We start from the raw sequence: 15,772 nt of genomic DNA on the forward strand, positions 1-15,772 counted from the left end.
GATTCGTCTCGGAGCACAGGCTGCCGGCGGGTCACAGGGTGATGCTGCCGCTGATGTGGACGGTGGCGGCGCCACTGACCCAGACGGTGCCGTCACCGTCCGCGGAGATCCCGATACTCCCGGCCCGGCCCAAGCGCGCCCCCTGCGACACCCGATAGCTGGACGGCGCAGCGCCTGTGGAGGTGAGCCACTGGCCTACGGACGCGTTCATGCTGCCGCAGACCGGATCCTCCGCCACACCGCAGCGCGGGGCGAAGGTGCGCATCTCGAAGTCGTACTCAGCCCACTCCGGGTGGGCGCCGATCGCGCCGACCATCGCGTCCGGGATGACCGACAGATCAGGCTCGAGGGCAAGAACCTCATCGGCCGTGGGCAGCTGGATCACGGCCCAGCCCGGACCGTTGTCGACCCACTGATGCGCGACGACACGATCACGACTGATCCCGAGCGCCGCAACGATCTCGTCGAGGTACGCGTCGTCGAGCGCACCTTCACGGATCATCGGCGGCGCAGCGAAGGACAGCACACCCTCACCCCGACGCACCTCGACCAGGCCCGCCGCGCACTCCTGCACGATCCGGCCCTCATCACGCGGCACACCGCCGCCGTCCAGCCATGCACGGGCCGAACCGAGTGTGGGATGGCCGGCGAAGGGAAGCTCCCCCTGAGGCGAGAAGATCCGAACCAAGTAGTCCGCCTCAGGATCTGTCGGCGGAAGCAGGAACGTCGTCTCGGACAGGTTCGTCCAGCGCGCCAGGCGCTGCATCTCCTCGTCCGCCAGGCCCGTCCCGTCAAGGACGACGGCCAACGGATTGCCTGAGTACGGCACAGTGGAGAACACGTCGACCTGAACGAACCGGCGTGGACGCGGCATGCCCATGGACTGCCTTTCGATCACAGCGGAACCCGACCGGGCTACCCGCGAATGGACAGCAACGCGTCCATCCCAACGCAGAGTCACCCGCCAGCACATGGCCACTCACCACACAGTGGACTGCGTCCCGCCGTCCTCTGTGTGGGACTGCCGCTCGCCCTTCGGAGCGATACAGGACTGACATCCACGAGGAATCGGCCACGAAGATGAGACTCACCGGCTGCGCAACAGCACGGGGGCATGAAGATACCCGCAGATCACAGCATCACCCGTGGGCACCGAAACGCGAGAACCTGCACTTCTACGCCACGACCGGCGGTCGGAGGCGGCGGGCGCCTCGCCCGGAGCGCGGCCGGAGGCTCGGAAACCGCGCTCGACGGCAAGGAAGAAGGCGCTGATTCGTAGGCGCCGCCCGCGCGGGCGCCTACGAATCAGCTGTTGCCTGTGGCCTTCGGCCTGCAATTCACACGGTCAGCAGGACGCCCGGGACTGGCTGGCTTGGTCCAGCCGAAGGCCGTTCAGCGCCGGCGGGGACACGCGACGTCAAGCTGACCAGCTGTCACTTCAGTGTCACCGCGTCGCCGGCGGACACGATCCGCGCGGTTGTCGTCGTGCCGGGGAAGTACCAGCGCCAGCTGCCGGCGGAGGTGGCCGTGACCTTGGTGCTGAGCTTCCCGGCGTCGCCCGTTCGAACTGTCTTCACCGTGCGGTAGTGGGCTGCGTCGGCTGCCTTGAACTGCAGCTTGACGTTCTGCCCGGTGAACCCGTGGTACTTCAGGTCCTCCCAGTTCGCCCGGGTCAGTTTGCCGGAGACGGTCAGTTTGGCACCCTTGGCAATGGGCTCGGGTGAGGCGTCAGTGGTGAGCTTGGAGGCGCGCTTCATCTTGAACTCAGCGATGTGGTCGGCGATCCAGTAGTCACCGTCGTTCGCCTTGACGGTGGCATTGACCTGCCAGACGCCCGCGGTGTGGTTGACGTCCTCCGGCAGGCTGCCCGGAAGCCACTGCGGGGCGAGCGACATCGTGGCCGTGCACACCGAGGTGGTGGAGCTCTTCTTCACGCACTTGGTGTCGGTCCAGTCGCTGAAGCCCCAACCGTCGCTCTTGTTGAAGTCGCTGACGTGCGACAGACCCTTCACACCTGAGTTGTCCTTGATGGTGATGGCGATCGGGTAGGTGACCCGCTGGGACGTGCCGACGATGACGTTCTTGCCGCTGTTGACGACGGCGGCCGTGACGCGGATGTCTCCCTTCCCTTCAGCATGGGCGCCCGTGGCCGTCAGCAGCGTCAGAGTCGCGGCCCCACCGGCAACAGCCCACGCCACTCTGGCCGTTCTGTTTTCCATGATCCCTCCCCTTGGGTATGGGAGGAGAGATTACACAGCGAGTGGCTATGGATCGCACAGACGTTCCCGCGAGGCCCGGGTGTCAGAGGTCGGTGGCAGGATCGTCCCGCTGATCCGCTCACAGACGGGGGGACGTTGTGACGAGTAGGTACGAGTGGCCGCGCGGCGCGAGCAGTGGGGACTCCACCGCACTGGAACTGTGGCTTCGCGAGCGCGGGTGGGAAGTCGACCCGACGGTGTACATGGCCGGCTCCCGGGGGCCGGCCGTCCAGATACGACGGATCGGGGGAGCCTGGCAGGACGGGGAGGCGGGACTGCTGATCCTGCCGGGTGAAGTGGTGGAGTACGACCAGGGCCGGATGCGGATCGCGGCCCGCCCGGCCTCTGCCGCTTCGCCCGCCTCAGTCGGGCGTGAGTAGTTGGCCCCGGACTCCTATCTGAGACACCAGCCGCAAACTGCGCGGCGTGTCGCAGGTGGCAGCGACCGGCCGTGGGCTGTCTGACCTCGGAGAACGAGCCGCTCGGCCTTGCGTTCCTGGCCATGGCCGGCAGCGCAAGGCCATGCCTGTGTGTCACAAGTGTGTCCTGGCACAAAGCTGACCCTTGTTCTAGTCCGCCGGGCTGTACCTATGGTGATCGCCGCGCCTGGCGGATCTTGACCAGTCCGTCACCGCGCACGTCATCCAGCGACCGGGGGAACAGTGTCGCTACACGGGGAGGGTGTATCAGTCATGCGAATTTCCATAGGCGGCTCTGCCATGAGCAGACCCGTCGCCGCCGTCCTGGCCGCCGCCGGGATCGCCGCCGGTGTCCTGGCCGGCAGAACCGGTCTCACCACAGTGGTCGGCTGCGCATCCGGCGGTGACGCGTATCCGTCCCAGACCGCCGAGGACTGGATCACCTACGCCGACCACGTCGTGATGGCCACTCCCACACAGGAGCGGGACACCAACCGGCGCGATTTCACGACGGGGTCGATGCGCTACCAGGTCGATCGCGCGGTGACGTTCCGCACGGACAACCTCCTCTGGTCCAGCCGTCACGCCGCGAAAGAGATGGGCAAGGGCTTCGACATGACCGCCCCGGGCTGGCAGGTGTACAGGAGCGGCGGCCGGATCAAGAGGACGGCCACCGACGCTCCACGGCTCGAGACCGGTCGCACCTACCTTCTCGCCCTCCGCTGGACCGACGACGGGTGGGTCACCCTGGGGGAAGGCGCTGCCGTGCCCTTCGACGACCACACAGGTGACCAGGGAGAGTGGTGCGGACGCGTCCTGAGCAAAGAGGATGTCGCACGGGGTGAACGCTTCTCCCGCTCGGACGACAACAGCCTGGAAAAGGCACTTCTCGGCCAGAACGAACAAGCCGTCACCCGCGAACTCGAACGCGCCGACAGGAAGTGACCGCGCCTCACGGATACGTCGGGCCTGTCGCACCAGCCGGTGCGACAGGCCCGGCAGGACCTCACGGCCGGGGGCCCACCGGCCCCGACTCCAGTGCCGGCACGCCGAACACCGCCTCGCGTACCCGCCACAGCGGCTCACCGTCCGCGAACCGGTCCAGGGACTCCAGGCCCAGCGCGTACTCCACCGCTTGTGAAGCCACGGCCGCGCACTCGACGCCACACCGCTGGCACCTTGGCGGCTCCCCGGGGCTCGTTCTCCACCTCAGCTTCAGTGACACCCCGCCCAACCGGAACACGTATCCCCAGTACACGGTCACCTGCGCGGGCGACGCCCGGCATGTGACTGGCACGGCGACCGCATCCCCGGCGACCTCGACTCACGGCTGCTCGACACCGACGCTCCGAGAAACGGCTCCCCGGTCACCGTCGGCGACCCCCAGGCCGAGCGAGGCTGGCTCGGCTGGTACGCCGCGCTCGTCGGCCCCATCCAGCAAGGCGCCGTACTGCGCCGCCCTCGCAGCCCCGAGCAGGCCGGTCCGCACCCTGAGGTGCCGGGCGCTGACCACCACCCCCTGGCCCGGGGCGTGCTTCGCGTGGGGCCAGGGGATGGTGCGCGCTGTCCTATCCGGCCAGGCGGGCGAGCACCAGGTTGGGGTCCTCGGCGGTGTTCCAGGCGGCGCTCAGCACGTAGACGGTGTCGCCGCGCAGGGCGATGGACGTGGGGTTCTGCAGACCGTCCGCCGAGGTGAGCACGGTGGAGCGGCTGCCGTCGCCCTGGACGAGCGCGACCTCGTTCGAGCTGTCCAGGGCGGCCAGGAACTGGTCACCGCAGCCAGTGAAGGCGATGTCGTCGATTCCCGGCATACCGTCGGCCCGCGTCTGCGCCTGGCCGGCGCGTCCGTCGCGGAGGACGGGGATGCGCAGGACGGTGCCCCGGTCGAGGTTGGTGACCCAGACCGCGCCGTTGTGGACCTTCAGCCCGTTGGCACCGAGGAAACCGGAGGGGGCCAGTTCCGGGGCGGTGGACCAAGCCGTCGCGGTGCCGCCGGTGGTGGGCACCTTCCAGATGGTGCCGCGCACGGAGTCGGCGACGTAGAGGGTGTGGGTGCGCCCGTCCAGCGCCAGACCGTTGGGCAGGCCGTCCGCCGGCAGTGCGGCGATCCGCTCCGGCCGGCCGCCGGGACGCATCCGCCATACGCCGGTGAGGTCGGCGGTGCCGGTGGCGTACAGGAAGTACAGGGTTCCGTCGTGGGCCCGGGTGATGCCGACGGTCAGCGGGAAGCCCAGGCCAGGGGTGTGAACACCGCCGTCGGCGGGCTCGGGCAGAGTGGCCAGGATCCGGACCGTGCCCTCGGGGGAGACCTCGGCGATCTGGCGGGCCTTGGCGAAGGTGACGTACGCGCGGCCGCCCGGCGCCAGGGCGACGTTCTCCGGTGTCTGGCCCTGGGCCAGGTCGAAGTGCGCGGCGATCCGCGCACCGCTCAGCGGAGCGGAGACGGCCGAGGCCGGAACGGGGCTGAGCACTGTCGCAGCGGCGGCGACCAGAGCGCCCACTGCCGCAGTGGATATGGAGAGCTTCTTGAACATGGCTTCTTTCTCGCCTTCCGGCTGTTTTCAGGCATGTGGCAGCAACACGCTGCCGTGTGGCCTGGGACATGTGGGTTCTTCTCGCGGGGCGGTGCCCCGCGGCCGACCCGAGGCAGGGCGGGTCAGGACCGGGCGCCGGCTCGTTGCCGCAGCGCCCGGTGATGGTGTGGCGGTCAGCCCTTGCCGACGCGGGGCAGTGTCTGAGCCGGGTCGGAGGAGAGGCCGGCCTGCGAGGTTGCCTCGCCGGTGGCCTGGGTGAGCAGGGCGAGCGCGGCCCGGGACGGCGATCCCGCCTCTGTGGTGGCGACCACTACGAGGGGACCCCGCCCGCTGCTCATGGTCTGCTGGATGACGGTCAGCGGCCCGATCAGCGGATGGCGCATCTCATAGTCGGCGACGGTGCAGGCTTTGACCCGGTGGTCGGCCCACATCGAGGCGAACTCGGCACTCTTCGCCGACAGTTCGCCCAGGAGCGCATGCAGTGCCGCATCCGCCGGGTGCTGGGCCGCCACCAGGCGCAGATTGCCGACCACGGCCCTGGCCTTGCTCGGCCAGTCCGTGTACAGGTCACGGACATGGGGGTCGAGGAAGACCAGCCGGGCCATGTTGGGACGCTGCGCCGCCGGCAGGTCAGGGGCAGCGAAGTCGAGGTGCCCGGCGAACAGCGCATGCCCCAGGCGGTTCCACGCGAGTACGTCGCTGCGCCGGCCGAGCACGATGGCGGGAACGTCGCCCAGCACGTCCAGGAACTGGCGTGTCGCCTCCGGCACCCGTTCCGGCGCCGGCCGCCGGCTCCGGGTGTGCCGCCTGTCCACGCTGGCCAGGTCGTGCAGGTAGCTCCGCTCGGACTCGTCCAGCCGCAGAGCCCCGGCGATCGCGTCCAGAACCTCGGGCGATGCGCTCAGCGACTGTCCTTGCTCCAGCCGGGTGTAGTAAGAGGTGCTCACCCCCGCCAGCAGCGCCAGTTCCTCGCGCCGAAGACCCGGCACACGCCGGTGTTCCCCGTAGGTGGGCACTCCGATGTCCTCCGGGCGCAGCTGGGATCGCCGCGCCTGGAGGAAGTCGCCGAGCTGCGTCTTTCCGTCCATGGTTCCGAGTATGGGTCGCCTCGCGACACCGAGCCTGACCCAGCTGTGGATAGGCAACGGCGGGTCTGGTTCCGCGCCCGCGTCCTCGATGAAGTGGGCGTCAGCCGAATCCGGTACCCCGCGTTCACCCAGGAGGCCACCATGACCACTACCACCACCGGAGACGACCCCATCGAGGCCTTGGACGCGGCCGACTTCGCCTTCACCAGGCGCACCTGGGTCGACGCCGCGCCCGCCCGAGTGTACGAGCTGGTCAGCGAGGTGTCCGCGATCAGCCGCTGGAGCCCCGACGCCGACGACGTCTCTTTCGACCCGGAAGCCGGCCCCTGGGTCGGTGCCTGGATCAGCGGCCGCAACCGCAGGGACGGCAGGGTGTGGACCAGCCGCTCCCAGATCGTGCGAGCCGACCCCGGGACGGCTTTCGGCTATGTCGTCGGCGGCGCGGAGAACGGCATCGTGCACTGGGAATGGACCCTCACTCCCCAGGGACGCGGAACCGTCGTCCAGCAGTCCTGGCGACTGCTCCGCCTCGATCCGGTGCTCGGCACCACCCGCGCCGACCTGGACGCGCTCCGTCGTCACATGACCGTCAGCGTCGAATCCACCCTCACCGCCCTGGCCCAGTGGCTCGCCGAAGAACGCTGAGACGGAGATTGACTCTGCCGGGCCTCTCGGGGCGGCCGAGGTTGGCTCCCGTATCCGCATGGGGCCAGTGACGTACCTGCTCAAGAACTGTCGCGGAGGGTTGCGAGCGCCTGGTCGCAGTACCGCTGGACTTCCTCGATCCCGCCGCGCTCGATCGACGTAACCCGCCGCCGAGCGTCGCCGTAGGCAGCGCGAACCGACTGATGCTCGCGCTGGGGCAGCCGGCCGGCCGTAGACAATCGGTCACGCTGATGGGCAGGTTGACCGCATGGGCAGCCGCTTCCATGACCGCGACGACGACGGGGAACGCAGGATGAGGACGCCACTGGTCGTTGGCGGATCGCTCGGTGCGTCCGCCCGGTTCGCCCGGCAGGAGCCGGGGACGTAACAGGGTTCGGACTCGGCCATGTTGGCTTATCCGAGCGGAACTGTATGAATGCGGTGTCGTAGTCGCCCTCGCCCACGGCCGCCATTCCCAGGGCGCGGCGGGCGAAGACCGCGACCGAGCGGCTCTCCATCGGATCGACGAGAGACAGCGCTCGCTCGGTGAGCCGGCGTGCGGCGGCCCGGTCGCCGAGCGGGCAGACCACCGTGGCGTCGAGTGCCTGAGCACACGCCTCGGCATGGTCGAGTCCGACGGCCGATGCCATGGCCGCGATGTCGGCCGCCACCGAACGGGCCTCGGCCCATCGGCCCTGCTCCAGGCAGGTCCAGCCGGCCGCGCATCCCAGTCCGTCCGGGAGCGGGCCGTGGGCCTGCCACCGGTCGAACGCCTCGTCGAGGGTCCTGGCGGCGAGGGTGGTCTGGGCGAACAGCCAGGCGACGATGGCCGGCGCACCGGCCGGGGGACCGGCGCCGTGGCGGCGGGGAACGGAGAGCCCCCAAGACCGTCCGCCTCGACGCGACGGCCCTCGGGTCCGTGGTACGCCCGGTCACCCGATATCGGGGTGACTCCTCATACGCCTGCCGCAGACTTGGACCGAGGCCACTTCAGCACAGGAGGACTGTTTCATGAATGACCGGCCCTTGACGCTCATGACGGTGCACGCCCACCCAGACGATGAGGCCACCGGAACGGGAGGTGTCCTCGCGCGGTACGCGGCGGAGGGCATCCGCACGGTCCTCGTGACGTGCACCGACGGCAGTTGCGGTGACGGACCGGGGGGTGTCAAGCCAGGCGATGCCGGGCATGATCCGGCAGCCGTCGCCTTGATGCGGCGTCGAGAGCTCGAGGCAAGTTGCGACATCCTGAAGGTCAGTCATCTGGAGATGCTGGACTACGCCGACTCCGGGATGATGGGCTGGCCGACCAACGATGCCCCCGGATCGTTCTGGCAGACACCCGTGGACGAGGGCGCTGCCCGACTCGCGGAACTCTTGCGCCGCCACCAACCCCATGTGGTCGTGACCTACGACGAGAACGGCTTCTACGGTCACCCCGATCACATCCAGGCACACCGCATCACGATGGCGGCGCTGGCGATGACCGTGCCGACACCGAAGGTGTACTGGACGACGGCGCCCCGCTCGATGATGCAGCGGTTCGGGGAGACCATGCGCGAGTTGGGTGCGGACTGGCAGGAGCCGGATCCCGCCGAGGCCGCCGCGCTGGCCGAGATCGGACTCCCCGACGAGGAGATCACGACCTGGGTGGACACCACCGCGTTCGGCGGTCAGAAGTTCGGTGCGCTGGCCGCGCACGCCAGCCAGGGCGAGAACATCTTCTTCCTCAAGATGGGCCAGAAAAGGTTCACCGAGTTGATGGGCGTCGAGACCTTCGTACGTGTCCAGGACACCACCGGCGCGGCCGTGCCCGAGAACGACCTCTTCGCCGGACTGCGCTGATCCGTCGGCCTGTCGGGGCCTGAGAAGGCTCATGGACGGAACGGCTCGATCGAGCTTGCCCGCACTGCTGCAGACCCCTTCGCCCTCGGCGCGACCTCAACGCCCGGCTGGAAACCAGCCGGGCGCGGGAAAGCGGCGTGGCGTCAGTGGGTCGCGCTGCCCGCGACCCACTCGCTCCACGGCATGTTCCAGTCGCTGAGGCCGTTGTCCGGGGCCAGCGCGGTCTGGTCCTCGGAGTTCTTGACGATCACGACGTCACCGATCAGCGAGTTGTCGAAGAACCATGCGGCGGGCTGCGTGCTGTCGCTACCGCCCTTGACGTCCTTCAGGCCCACGCAGCCGTGACTGGTGTTGACGTGGCCGAAGACCGAGTCGGCACCCCAGTAGTTGCCGTGGATGAACGTGCCTGAGGCGGACAGGCGCATGGCGTGCGGTACGGCCTTGATGTCGTACGCGGGCTTGCTGTCCTTCATGAGGCCGACGCTCGCACCGTTCATGTGGATGTGCCTGAACTTCTCGGAGATGACCATCTGACCGTTGTACGTCGGGTGCTCGGGGCTGCCGGACGAGATCGGGATGGTCCTGATCGTCTTGCCGTTCCGTACGACGGCCATCGTCTTCGTCCTGGCGTCGACCGTGCTGATCTGGCTCCGGCCGATGTTGAAAGTGACCGTTTTCTGGACGCCGTAGAGGTTGAGCTTGACGGTGACGGTGGAGCCGGGCTTCCAGTAGTTCTTGGGGCGGAAGTCCAGGCGGGCGTCGTTGAACCAGTGACCGACGGCCTGCTGGCCGCTGCTGGAGCTGACCTGGATGCTCGACTCCACGGCGGCCTTGTTGGTGATCGCCTTGTCGAAGGTGAGCGTCACCGGCATGCCCACGCCGACGGTCGAGCCGTCCTCGGGGGAGAGGTGCCCGATGAAGTCGCCGGCCGGGGAGGCCGTGGTGATGGTGGCGTTCCCGGTGGCGGAGCGGCCCTTGGCGTCCTCGGCCTCTGCGGCGACCTGGTACTTGGTGCCCGGCTCCAGGGGGCCGTTCGGCTTCCAGGACGCGCGGTCCGGGGACAGGGTGCCCGGAATCTCGTGGCCGGTAGCAACGGCTGTCATGGTCACTTGGGTGAGCTTGCCGTTGCTGACGGTGACCTGGACCGGGTCGTTGATCCCGACGTTGTAGGCACCTTGCCGGGGGCTGATGTCTATTCGGGCGTCGGAAGCAGCCTGGGCTGCGGTTTGGTCCGCCTGCGCCTGCGATGTCGGGTGATCCACGGCGTTGCCGCCGTCGGCAGCGTTACTGGTGCCGCCGACCGTGACGGCGAGCACGCCGCCGAGCAGGCCGGCCGCAGCCGCCACGCCTGTGCGTCGTTTACGTACCGTGATCAAACGCTTCTCCCATGTCGCTGGTCTTTGAGTGCCTGGAGCTGGTTGCCGTGCAGTACGACGAGCCCTAAGAGCTACTTATATCCATATTTCTGCTTAGAAACGGACAAACATGATGAAGGTCACGGGCTATTCGTTGCCGCAGCCTGGCGTAAAGGGAAGTGGGTGATGTTGTCGGCGGTCACGCACCGCATCTGCTCGACGTCAGCGGGGTGCGCCTTTCGCGGTTACGAGTAGCGGCCGCTCCCGGTCGATCGCCTCCTCGGTTCTGATCGTTCGCGCGTACGCGGGTGCGCGTCTGGGGCGCGGGCGGACCTGGATCACGGTGTGCAGGTGGAGACGGTCACGCCGGGCGTGCTCACATGCGGCGGTGAGGCACTGCGTTCAGCAGAGCGGAGGCCCTTCCAGATCACTGACAGCAATGAGAAATGACAGTGAGTAGCTGCTTGGGGTGTGGCAGGGATCGGGCTGGGTTTCGGAACGTTTGGACGAGGCGGCCATGCCTCATCGAGTGGGATAGTCGGGGCCGCCGGGTGCGGCCGAAGTCGAATGAGGCAGGGTGAACGGCATGGTGACCTTGGCCAGCCCGTCGCTGGGCACGTCGGTACGCGCAGCCTCCGCGGCACTGCTGGATCCTGCCGCGCTGTCTGTCTCGCTCCAGCTGATGGGCGGCCCGGCGCTGCTGTTCTACCGGCTTGACGAGGAAGAATGCGCACGCCGCGCCCGCATGTCAGCGGCCCGTCTGGACAGTCTTGATGCGCTGCAGACTCTTCTGGAGCTGCCCGTCGACGAGCCCGTCGCACTCGCGTCGCTGCCCGCACGTCTACGTTCGGCGGTACGGCGGCTGCCGGCCGGCGCCGCCGAGGCCGACCGCCGTGAGATCACCCGGCGCGTGGTGCGGCCGCTCACCATCGATCTTGCTGTGGTCCGGGCGAGCGCCGCGGGATGGCGCGGAGGGCTGGAGCAAGCCGGCCGTTTCGCCCCCTTCTGTCGGCGCGCCCTGCTGCTGGACAGTGCTCCACCGTCGGCTGAGGAGACACTGCTGGAAGCCGCCTTCTACGGCATCGGCGTCCTGGTGGCCGACGGCGAGAGCGTGGACATGCTGCTGGAACCTCGGCCCCACACCTCGCGCCGTCACACTCCCGCAGCGTGGTGTTTCACCGAGGAGTTCCACCACCGCATCAGCTAGTCACGGTTCGCTGCGCTCCGCGCCCGCCACCGGGCGTGCCGCGGACGAAGCCTGCGGGGCGACGGGGGCCTGCGCCCACTGCAGCAACTGCTGGGGCACCTTGAAGGCGCTGAACCCGGGATGGTCGAGTTCGGCGTTGAGTGCCGGGTAGCGGTCCACCGCGCGCCCAGGCGGAGCGGATGCAATGGGCGCTGCTGGAGCCGCTGTTGCCGAAGGGCAAGAAGTCCGGCTGGCCGCCGATATGGACTAGGAGACAGCTGATCGACGGCATATGCTTCCGGGTCCGCACCGGTACCCCGTGGCGGGATGTGCCGGAACGGTATGGGCCGTGGGGCCGGGCGTACGACCTGTTCCGCCGCTGGCAGCGGAACGGCACCTGGGAGCGGATCTTCACCGAACTGCAGGCCTGGGCCGACGCGAAGGACCTGATCACCTGGGACCTCAACGTCGACTCCACCATCGTCCGTGCCCACCAGCACGCCGCCGGGGCGCGAAAAGGGGGGTCTGCAGAAGGAGCCGCCCGGCGGCGTCGCCGCCGAGCCGGTCGACCATGGCCTCGGACGCTCGCGCGGTGGCCTGACCACCAAGCTGCACCTGGCCGTCGAGCAGCGGCAAAAGCCCATGTCGATCGTCATCACCGCAGGGCAGCGAGGGGACGCCCCGCAGTTCGAGGTCGTCCTGGGCCGCCTCCGGGTTCCCCGGCTGGGGACGGGCAGGCCCCGCACCCAGCCGCGGCGGGTTCGCGCGGACACGGGGTACGCCTCTCGCAAGAACCGCGTCTACCTGCGACGGTGTGGCATCCGCTGCACCATCCCGGACAAGGCCGACCAGGCCCGAAACCGCAAGAATCGCGGCTCGCTTGGCGGTCGGTCGCCGAAACTCGACCCGACTGACTACCGCGACCGGTACGCGGTCGAGTGCGGTATTAACCGCCTCAAAAGACACTGGGCCGTAGCCACGCGGTATGACAAGTTGACGGTCCGCTACGAGGTGACCGTCCTTGTCGCGGCCATCAACGAGCGGCTGTGACCAGCGCATTCGGTCCACGGCTAATTGGGGGGTGACTCGTCGGCGAGCTGGTTGCTGCGGTCGATCTCCGGCATGTGCGTCTCGGCCCAGACTCGTAGGGCGGAGAGCGGTCCTTCGAGGGACAGGCCGAGCTCGGTAAGCCGGTAGTGGACGGCGGGCGGCACGGTGGGTTCCACGCGGCGAGCGACCAGACCATCGCGGACCAGGCTGTGCAGGGTGACGGACAGCATCTTCTGTGAGATGCCAGGGATACGGCGCCGCAGTTCCGCGAAACGGAGCTCACCCGGAGCCTCCTCGGCCAGCACCTTGACCGCCATCGACGTCCACTTGGTGCCGATACGGTCGAGCAACTGGCGGGTCGGGCAGCGCGGATCCAGCAGGTCCCCGCGCTCACCGGGTCGCTGGTCACGTCCGCCGGGCCTCGACGTGGTCACCTGGGGCTCACCACCTGAAGGGAAAGTGCCGTCTTGGGCAGACCAGGGTAGTTCCCTAGCGTGACCTAGTCACCATCACTCACCAAGCACCTGGAGTCCCTCCATGCCCGAGCTGCGACGCGTCCTCGCCAACGGTGTCGAACTGAACGTCGCCCTCTCCGGATCGGGCCCGGCTGTCCTGCTGCTGCATGGCTTCCCGCACACCTGGGAGCTGTGGACGGACGTCATGGCCGATCTGTCCGGCCGCTACCTCGTTATCGCGCCGGACCTGCGCGGGTTCGGCGCGAGCAGCCGGGCCGCCTCCGGGTACGACGCGGGCACCCTGGCCGAGGACGCCGCGGCGCTTCTCACCACGCTCGGCGTGTCCTCGGCCGCGGCGGTGGGCATCGACGCGGGCACCGCGCCGGCCTTCCTCCTCGCCCTGCGCCGCCCTGGTCTCGTCAGGCGCCTGGTCGTCATGGAGTCCCTTCTGGGCAGGCTGCCTGGCGCCGAGGACTTCCTCGCCGACGGGCCGCCGTGGTGGTTCGGCTTCCACGCCGCCGCGCCCAGCCTTGCCGAGACCGTGTTGGAGGGCCACGAGGCCGCCTACGTCGACTGGTTTCTGAGCGCCGGCACGCTGGGCGACGGTGTGCGCCCCGCCCTCCGGGACGCGTTCGTCCGCGCATACACCGGCCGCCAGGCCTTGAGCTGCGCGTTCTCGTACTACCGGGCCCTGCCCGAGAGCGCAGTACAGATCGAGCAGGCGGTCGCCACTGCCCGCCTGACGGTGCCAACGATGGCGCTGGGCGCCCGGCCCGTGGGTCCTGCGCTGGAACGCCAACTCCGCCCGGTCACCGACGATCTCACCGGACACGTCATCGAAGACTGCGGCCACATCATCCCGCTGCACCGGCCGCACGCCCTGCTCACGCTGCTGCATCCGTTCCTGGCCGGTGAGGACGCGAAAGCAGCGTGACCGGGGTAGGAGCTGTCCGGCCGATCACGTGTCTGTCTCCTGCTCGGCCCCTGTCGTCGGCCGCTCGGGTTCCAGTTGAGGGGCTTCCATCGGGAAGTGGATAGGGCTGAGCAGGTATTGTGCTCGCTCGGGACTCTGCTGGTTGGCGAGTTTCGGCGCGATGGCCGCGCGCAGTTCGCCGATCAGTTCCTCCAGTTCCGCCGGGCTGAGCCAGAGTGCATGCTGCCGGTAACCCACCTGGTCGGCCACGGGGTCGGCTCCGTCGCGGTCGAGATAGGCGTTGAACTCGGCCAGCAGGGCGGTCATTGCGGTGGCGAATGCCTGCCGGTGGTTCTCGGGGGTGAGAGTGCGGACCACGTCAGGGCCGATCACGGCCCGGTCCTGTCGCAGCCGGTAGTGCCGTTGCATCGCGCCACGCACCCTATGCTCCTCGGCCACCTCCAGGATCCCGCCGCCCATCAGTAGATCGATGTGCCGGTAGACGGTGGCTTTGGAGGTTTCTGGGATGCGCGCGCAGAGCTGAGCGGTGGTCAGCAGCCTTCCACCGCCCAGCGCGTGCACGATCCGCAGCCGGATGGGGTGGGCGAGCAGGTCCAGGGAGTCCATGCCCTAACGTTCTCACAACTGCTACCTTTCTCAAGTATGAGAATGAATGAGGGTGGGGTGCTGGAGGTGGCGCGGGGCTTCGCCGCGCTGCTGCAGGCGGAGCGGTTCGGTGAAACCGTGGGGCTGTTCGCGCCCCCGCTGCGGGCCGCGGTCTCCGCCGAGGTGCTGCGGCTCGCGTGGGCGGCCGAGGCTGCCGGACAAGGCGGGGTCACAGTGGTCGAGGAGCCGGTGACCGAGGCCGGCGATGGCGACCTGGTGCGCGTGCGTATCCCGGTGACCTGCGTCAACGGCAGCTTCACCGTGGTCACGTCGGTCGGCGACGACGGTCTGTTGCACGGATTGAGATTCGATACGCACGGCGGCGCCGAGTGGCAGCCGCCGCACTACGCGAATGCGGACCGGTTCACCGAGCGGGACGTCCTGGTCGGCACCGGGCCGCTCGCGGTCCCCGGCACGCTCAGCCTGCCGGCCGGCCACGGACCGTGGCCCGCCGTGGTGCTGCTCAGTGGTGGTGGCGCGTTCGACCGGGACGAAAGCAGCGGCCCGAACAAGCCGCTGAAGGACCTCGCCTGGGGGCTCGCCTCCCGACAGGTGGCCGTACTGCGCTTCGACAAAGTGACCTTCACACACCCGGATCGTCTGCCCTCGGACTTCACCATGGCCGACGAGTACCTGCCCCATGCACTCGCCGCCGTCCAACTGCTCCGACAGCAGCCTGAGGTAGCAACGGACCGGATCCACCTGCTCGGGCACAGCATGGGCGGCAAGGTGGCGCCCCGAATCGCCGCCGCCGACCCGTCGATCGCGGGCCTGGTGCTGCTCGCCGCGGACACGCAGCCGATGCATGAGGCGGCCGTCCGGGTGGCCCGGTATCTCGCGGAGCTCGCTCCCGGTCCAAACGCGGACGAGGCGGTGTCGGCACTGGTCCAGCAGGCCGAGTCGGTGACGGACCCGGAACTCAATCCGGACACGCCGTCAAAGCTGCTGCCACTGGGGTTCTCCGCCGCCTACTGGCTCGATCTGCGTGCCTACGACCCGGTGGCCACGGCAGCCCAACTGGTCTGCCCGATGCTGATCCTCCAGGGCGGGCGGGACTACCAAGTGACCGTCGCCGACGATCTGACAGGCTGGCAGCATGCCCTGGCGCGCCGGCCCGAGGTGACGATCAGGATCCACGAGGACGCCAACCACCTCTTCTTTCCCGGCAGTGGCCAACCCACCCCGGCCGAGTACGTGCGGCCAGGACATGTAGACCCCGCGGTGGTGGACGAGATCGCGACCTGGCTGGTCCGACGGTAGGGGAGGGCGTGCCCTATGGGGCAGTGTGAACGCGGTGATCTCACGGATACCGAGTCGGAACAGCTCCCCCCCGCACCTGCCGGTGAGCAACAGGCGAC

The 15,772-nt window shown here is 68.8% G+C and carries 17 protein-coding genes and 1 pseudogene; 8 read left to right on the forward strand and 10 right to left on the reverse strand.

Annotated features, from left to right (window positions below; all coding sequences use genetic code 11):
* Positions 1 to 31: 31 nt before the first annotated feature.
* Positions 32 to 898 (reverse strand): PhzF family phenazine biosynthesis protein, encoded by an 867-nt coding sequence (locus tag ABZ915_RS34080; protein WP_361811232.1) that lies wholly within the window; start codon positions 896 to 898, stop codon positions 32 to 34.
* Between the two features lie 535 nt (positions 899 to 1,433).
* A complete protein-coding gene (locus ABZ915_RS34085) occupies positions 1,434 to 2,219 on the reverse strand; it encodes a hypothetical protein (protein WP_361811234.1) in 786 nt (261 codons plus the stop codon).
* A 137-nt stretch (positions 2,220 to 2,356) separates the two neighbouring features.
* On the opposite strand from ABZ915_RS34085, the gene ABZ915_RS34090 reads away from it, so the two are divergent.
* Both ABZ915_RS34090 and ABZ915_RS34095 read left to right on the forward strand, forming a co-directional pair.
* A complete protein-coding gene (locus tag ABZ915_RS34090) occupies positions 2,357 to 2,638 on the forward strand; it encodes a hypothetical protein (RefSeq protein ID WP_361811236.1) in 282 nt (93 codons plus the stop codon).
* Positions 2,639 to 2,977: 339 nt separating this feature from the next.
* Positions 2,978 to 3,622, forward strand: coding sequence for a hypothetical protein (locus ABZ915_RS34095; RefSeq protein WP_361811238.1), 645 nt, complete (start codon positions 2,978 to 2,980; stop codon positions 3,620 to 3,622).
* Positions 3,623 to 3,683: 61 nt separating this feature from the next.
* Here the strand turns inward: ABZ915_RS34095 and ABZ915_RS34100 are convergent, their stop codons facing one another.
* The 3 genes from ABZ915_RS34100 to ABZ915_RS34110 all read right to left on the reverse strand — a co-directional run bounded on the left by ABZ915_RS34100 (position 3,684) and on the right by ABZ915_RS34110 (position 6,299).
* The gene (locus ABZ915_RS34100; protein ID WP_361811240.1) at positions 3,684 to 3,824 is read right to left on the reverse strand and encodes a hypothetical protein; all 141 of its coding nucleotides are present in this window, start codon (positions 3,822 to 3,824) and stop codon (positions 3,684 to 3,686) included.
* Positions 3,825 to 4,245: 421 nt separating this feature from the next.
* Complete coding sequence (locus ABZ915_RS34105) at positions 4,246 to 5,211, reverse strand: hypothetical protein (RefSeq protein ID WP_361811242.1); 966 nt, start codon at positions 5,209 to 5,211, stop codon at positions 4,246 to 4,248.
* A 173-nt stretch (positions 5,212 to 5,384) separates the two neighbouring features.
* A complete protein-coding gene (locus tag ABZ915_RS34110; protein WP_361811244.1) occupies positions 5,385 to 6,299 on the reverse strand; it encodes a helix-turn-helix transcriptional regulator in 915 nt (304 codons plus the stop codon).
* 141 nt (positions 6,300 to 6,440) lie between these two features.
* Between ABZ915_RS34110 and ABZ915_RS34115 the strand changes: the two genes are divergently transcribed.
* Complete coding sequence (locus ABZ915_RS34115) at positions 6,441 to 6,944, forward strand: SRPBCC family protein (RefSeq protein ID WP_361811246.1); 504 nt, start codon at positions 6,441 to 6,443, stop codon at positions 6,942 to 6,944.
* Positions 6,945 to 7,363: 419 nt separating this feature from the next.
* On the opposite strand, the pseudogene ABZ915_RS34120 reads toward ABZ915_RS34115, so the two are convergent.
* Positions 7,364 to 7,780: pseudogene (locus tag ABZ915_RS34120) on the reverse strand (LuxR family transcriptional regulator); the annotation flags it as partial.
* A gap of 175 nt (positions 7,781 to 7,955) precedes the next feature.
* On the opposite strand from ABZ915_RS34120, the gene ABZ915_RS34125 reads away from it, so the two are divergent.
* On the forward strand, positions 7,956 to 8,789 hold the full coding sequence (locus ABZ915_RS34125) for a PIG-L family deacetylase (RefSeq protein ID WP_361811248.1): 834 nt from the start codon (positions 7,956 to 7,958) through the stop codon (positions 8,787 to 8,789).
* A 143-nt stretch (positions 8,790 to 8,932) separates the two neighbouring features.
* Here the strand turns inward: ABZ915_RS34125 and ABZ915_RS34130 are convergent, their stop codons facing one another.
* Positions 8,933 to 10,135 (reverse strand): Ig-like domain-containing protein, encoded by a 1,203-nt coding sequence (locus ABZ915_RS34130; protein WP_361811250.1) that lies wholly within the window; start codon positions 10,133 to 10,135, stop codon positions 8,933 to 8,935.
* A gap of 586 nt (positions 10,136 to 10,721) precedes the next feature.
* On the opposite strand from ABZ915_RS34130, the gene ABZ915_RS34135 reads away from it, so the two are divergent.
* Positions 10,722 to 11,351, forward strand: a complete 630-nt coding sequence (locus tag ABZ915_RS34135) for a hypothetical protein (protein ID WP_361811252.1) — start codon at positions 10,722 to 10,724, stop codon at positions 11,349 to 11,351.
* Here the strand turns inward: ABZ915_RS34135 and ABZ915_RS34140 are convergent, their stop codons facing one another.
* Positions 11,352 to 11,510: a hypothetical protein gene (locus tag ABZ915_RS34140; protein ID WP_361811254.1), complete on the reverse strand. Its 159-nt coding sequence runs from the start codon at positions 11,508 to 11,510 to the stop codon at positions 11,352 to 11,354.
* Between the two features lie 20 nt (positions 11,511 to 11,530).
* On the opposite strand from ABZ915_RS34140, the gene ABZ915_RS34145 reads away from it, so the two are divergent.
* A protein-coding gene (locus ABZ915_RS34145; protein ID WP_361811256.1) for an IS5 family transposase occupies positions 11,531 to 12,380 on the forward strand; the annotation gives its coding sequence in 2 pieces (ribosomal slippage) (positions 11,531 to 11,883 and positions 11,882 to 12,380; 852 coding nt in all).
* 20 nt (positions 12,381 to 12,400) lie between these two features.
* On the opposite strand, the gene ABZ915_RS34150 is transcribed toward ABZ915_RS34145, so the two are convergent.
* Positions 12,401 to 12,814 carry a helix-turn-helix domain-containing protein gene (locus ABZ915_RS34150; RefSeq protein ID WP_361811258.1) on the reverse strand — a complete coding sequence of 138 codons (414 nt, stop codon included), beginning with the start codon at positions 12,812 to 12,814 and terminating at the stop codon, positions 12,401 to 12,403.
* A 103-nt stretch (positions 12,815 to 12,917) separates the two neighbouring features.
* Between ABZ915_RS34150 and ABZ915_RS34155 the strand changes: the two genes are divergently transcribed.
* Positions 12,918 to 13,769: an alpha/beta hydrolase gene (locus ABZ915_RS34155; RefSeq protein WP_361811260.1), complete on the forward strand. Its 852-nt coding sequence runs from the start codon at positions 12,918 to 12,920 to the stop codon at positions 13,767 to 13,769.
* 24 nt (positions 13,770 to 13,793) lie between these two features.
* Here ABZ915_RS34155 and ABZ915_RS34160 read toward each other — a convergent pair whose 3' ends face one another.
* Positions 13,794 to 14,375, reverse strand: coding sequence for a helix-turn-helix domain-containing protein (locus tag ABZ915_RS34160; RefSeq protein ID WP_361811262.1), 582 nt, complete (start codon positions 14,373 to 14,375; stop codon positions 13,794 to 13,796).
* Positions 14,376 to 14,411: 36 nt separating this feature from the next.
* On the opposite strand from ABZ915_RS34160, the gene ABZ915_RS34165 reads away from it, so the two are divergent.
* On the forward strand, positions 14,412 to 15,674 hold the full coding sequence (locus tag ABZ915_RS34165; RefSeq protein WP_361811263.1) for an alpha/beta fold hydrolase: 1,263 nt from the start codon (positions 14,412 to 14,414) through the stop codon (positions 15,672 to 15,674).
* The last annotated feature ends 98 nt before the right edge of the window (positions 15,675 to 15,772 follow it).

It is taken from the genome of Streptomyces sp. NPDC046915 (genome assembly GCF_040644935.1).
GTDB lineage: Bacteria > Actinomycetota > Actinomycetes > Streptomycetales > Streptomycetaceae > Streptomyces.

Bases quoted from the DNA above. Each gene is read 5' to 3' on its own strand.
- ABZ915_RS34165 (WP_361811263.1), top strand. From the start codon at position 14,412: ATGAGAATGAATGAGGGTGGGGTGCTGGAGGTGGCGCGGGGCTTCGCC.
- ABZ915_RS34160 (WP_361811262.1), bottom strand. From the start codon at position 14,375: ATGGACTCCCTGGACCTGCTCGCCCACCCCATCCGGCTGCGGATCGTG.
- ABZ915_RS34085 (WP_361811234.1), bottom strand. From the start codon at position 2,219: ATGGAAAACAGAACGGCCAGAGTGGCGTGGGCTGTTGCCGGTGGGGCC.
- ABZ915_RS34125 (WP_361811248.1), top strand. From the start codon at position 7,956: ATGAATGACCGGCCCTTGACGCTCATGACGGTGCACGCCCACCCAGAC.
- ABZ915_RS34095 (WP_361811238.1), top strand. From the start codon at position 2,978: ATGAGCAGACCCGTCGCCGCCGTCCTGGCCGCCGCCGGGATCGCCGCC.
- ABZ915_RS34155 (WP_361811260.1), top strand. From the start codon at position 12,918: ATGCCCGAGCTGCGACGCGTCCTCGCCAACGGTGTCGAACTGAACGTC.
- ABZ915_RS34115 (WP_361811246.1), top strand. From the start codon at position 6,441: ATGACCACTACCACCACCGGAGACGACCCCATCGAGGCCTTGGACGCG.
- ABZ915_RS34105 (WP_361811242.1), bottom strand. From the start codon at position 5,211: ATGTTCAAGAAGCTCTCCATATCCACTGCGGCAGTGGGCGCTCTGGTC.
- ABZ915_RS34110 (WP_361811244.1), bottom strand. From the start codon at position 6,299: ATGGACGGAAAGACGCAGCTCGGCGACTTCCTCCAGGCGCGGCGATCC.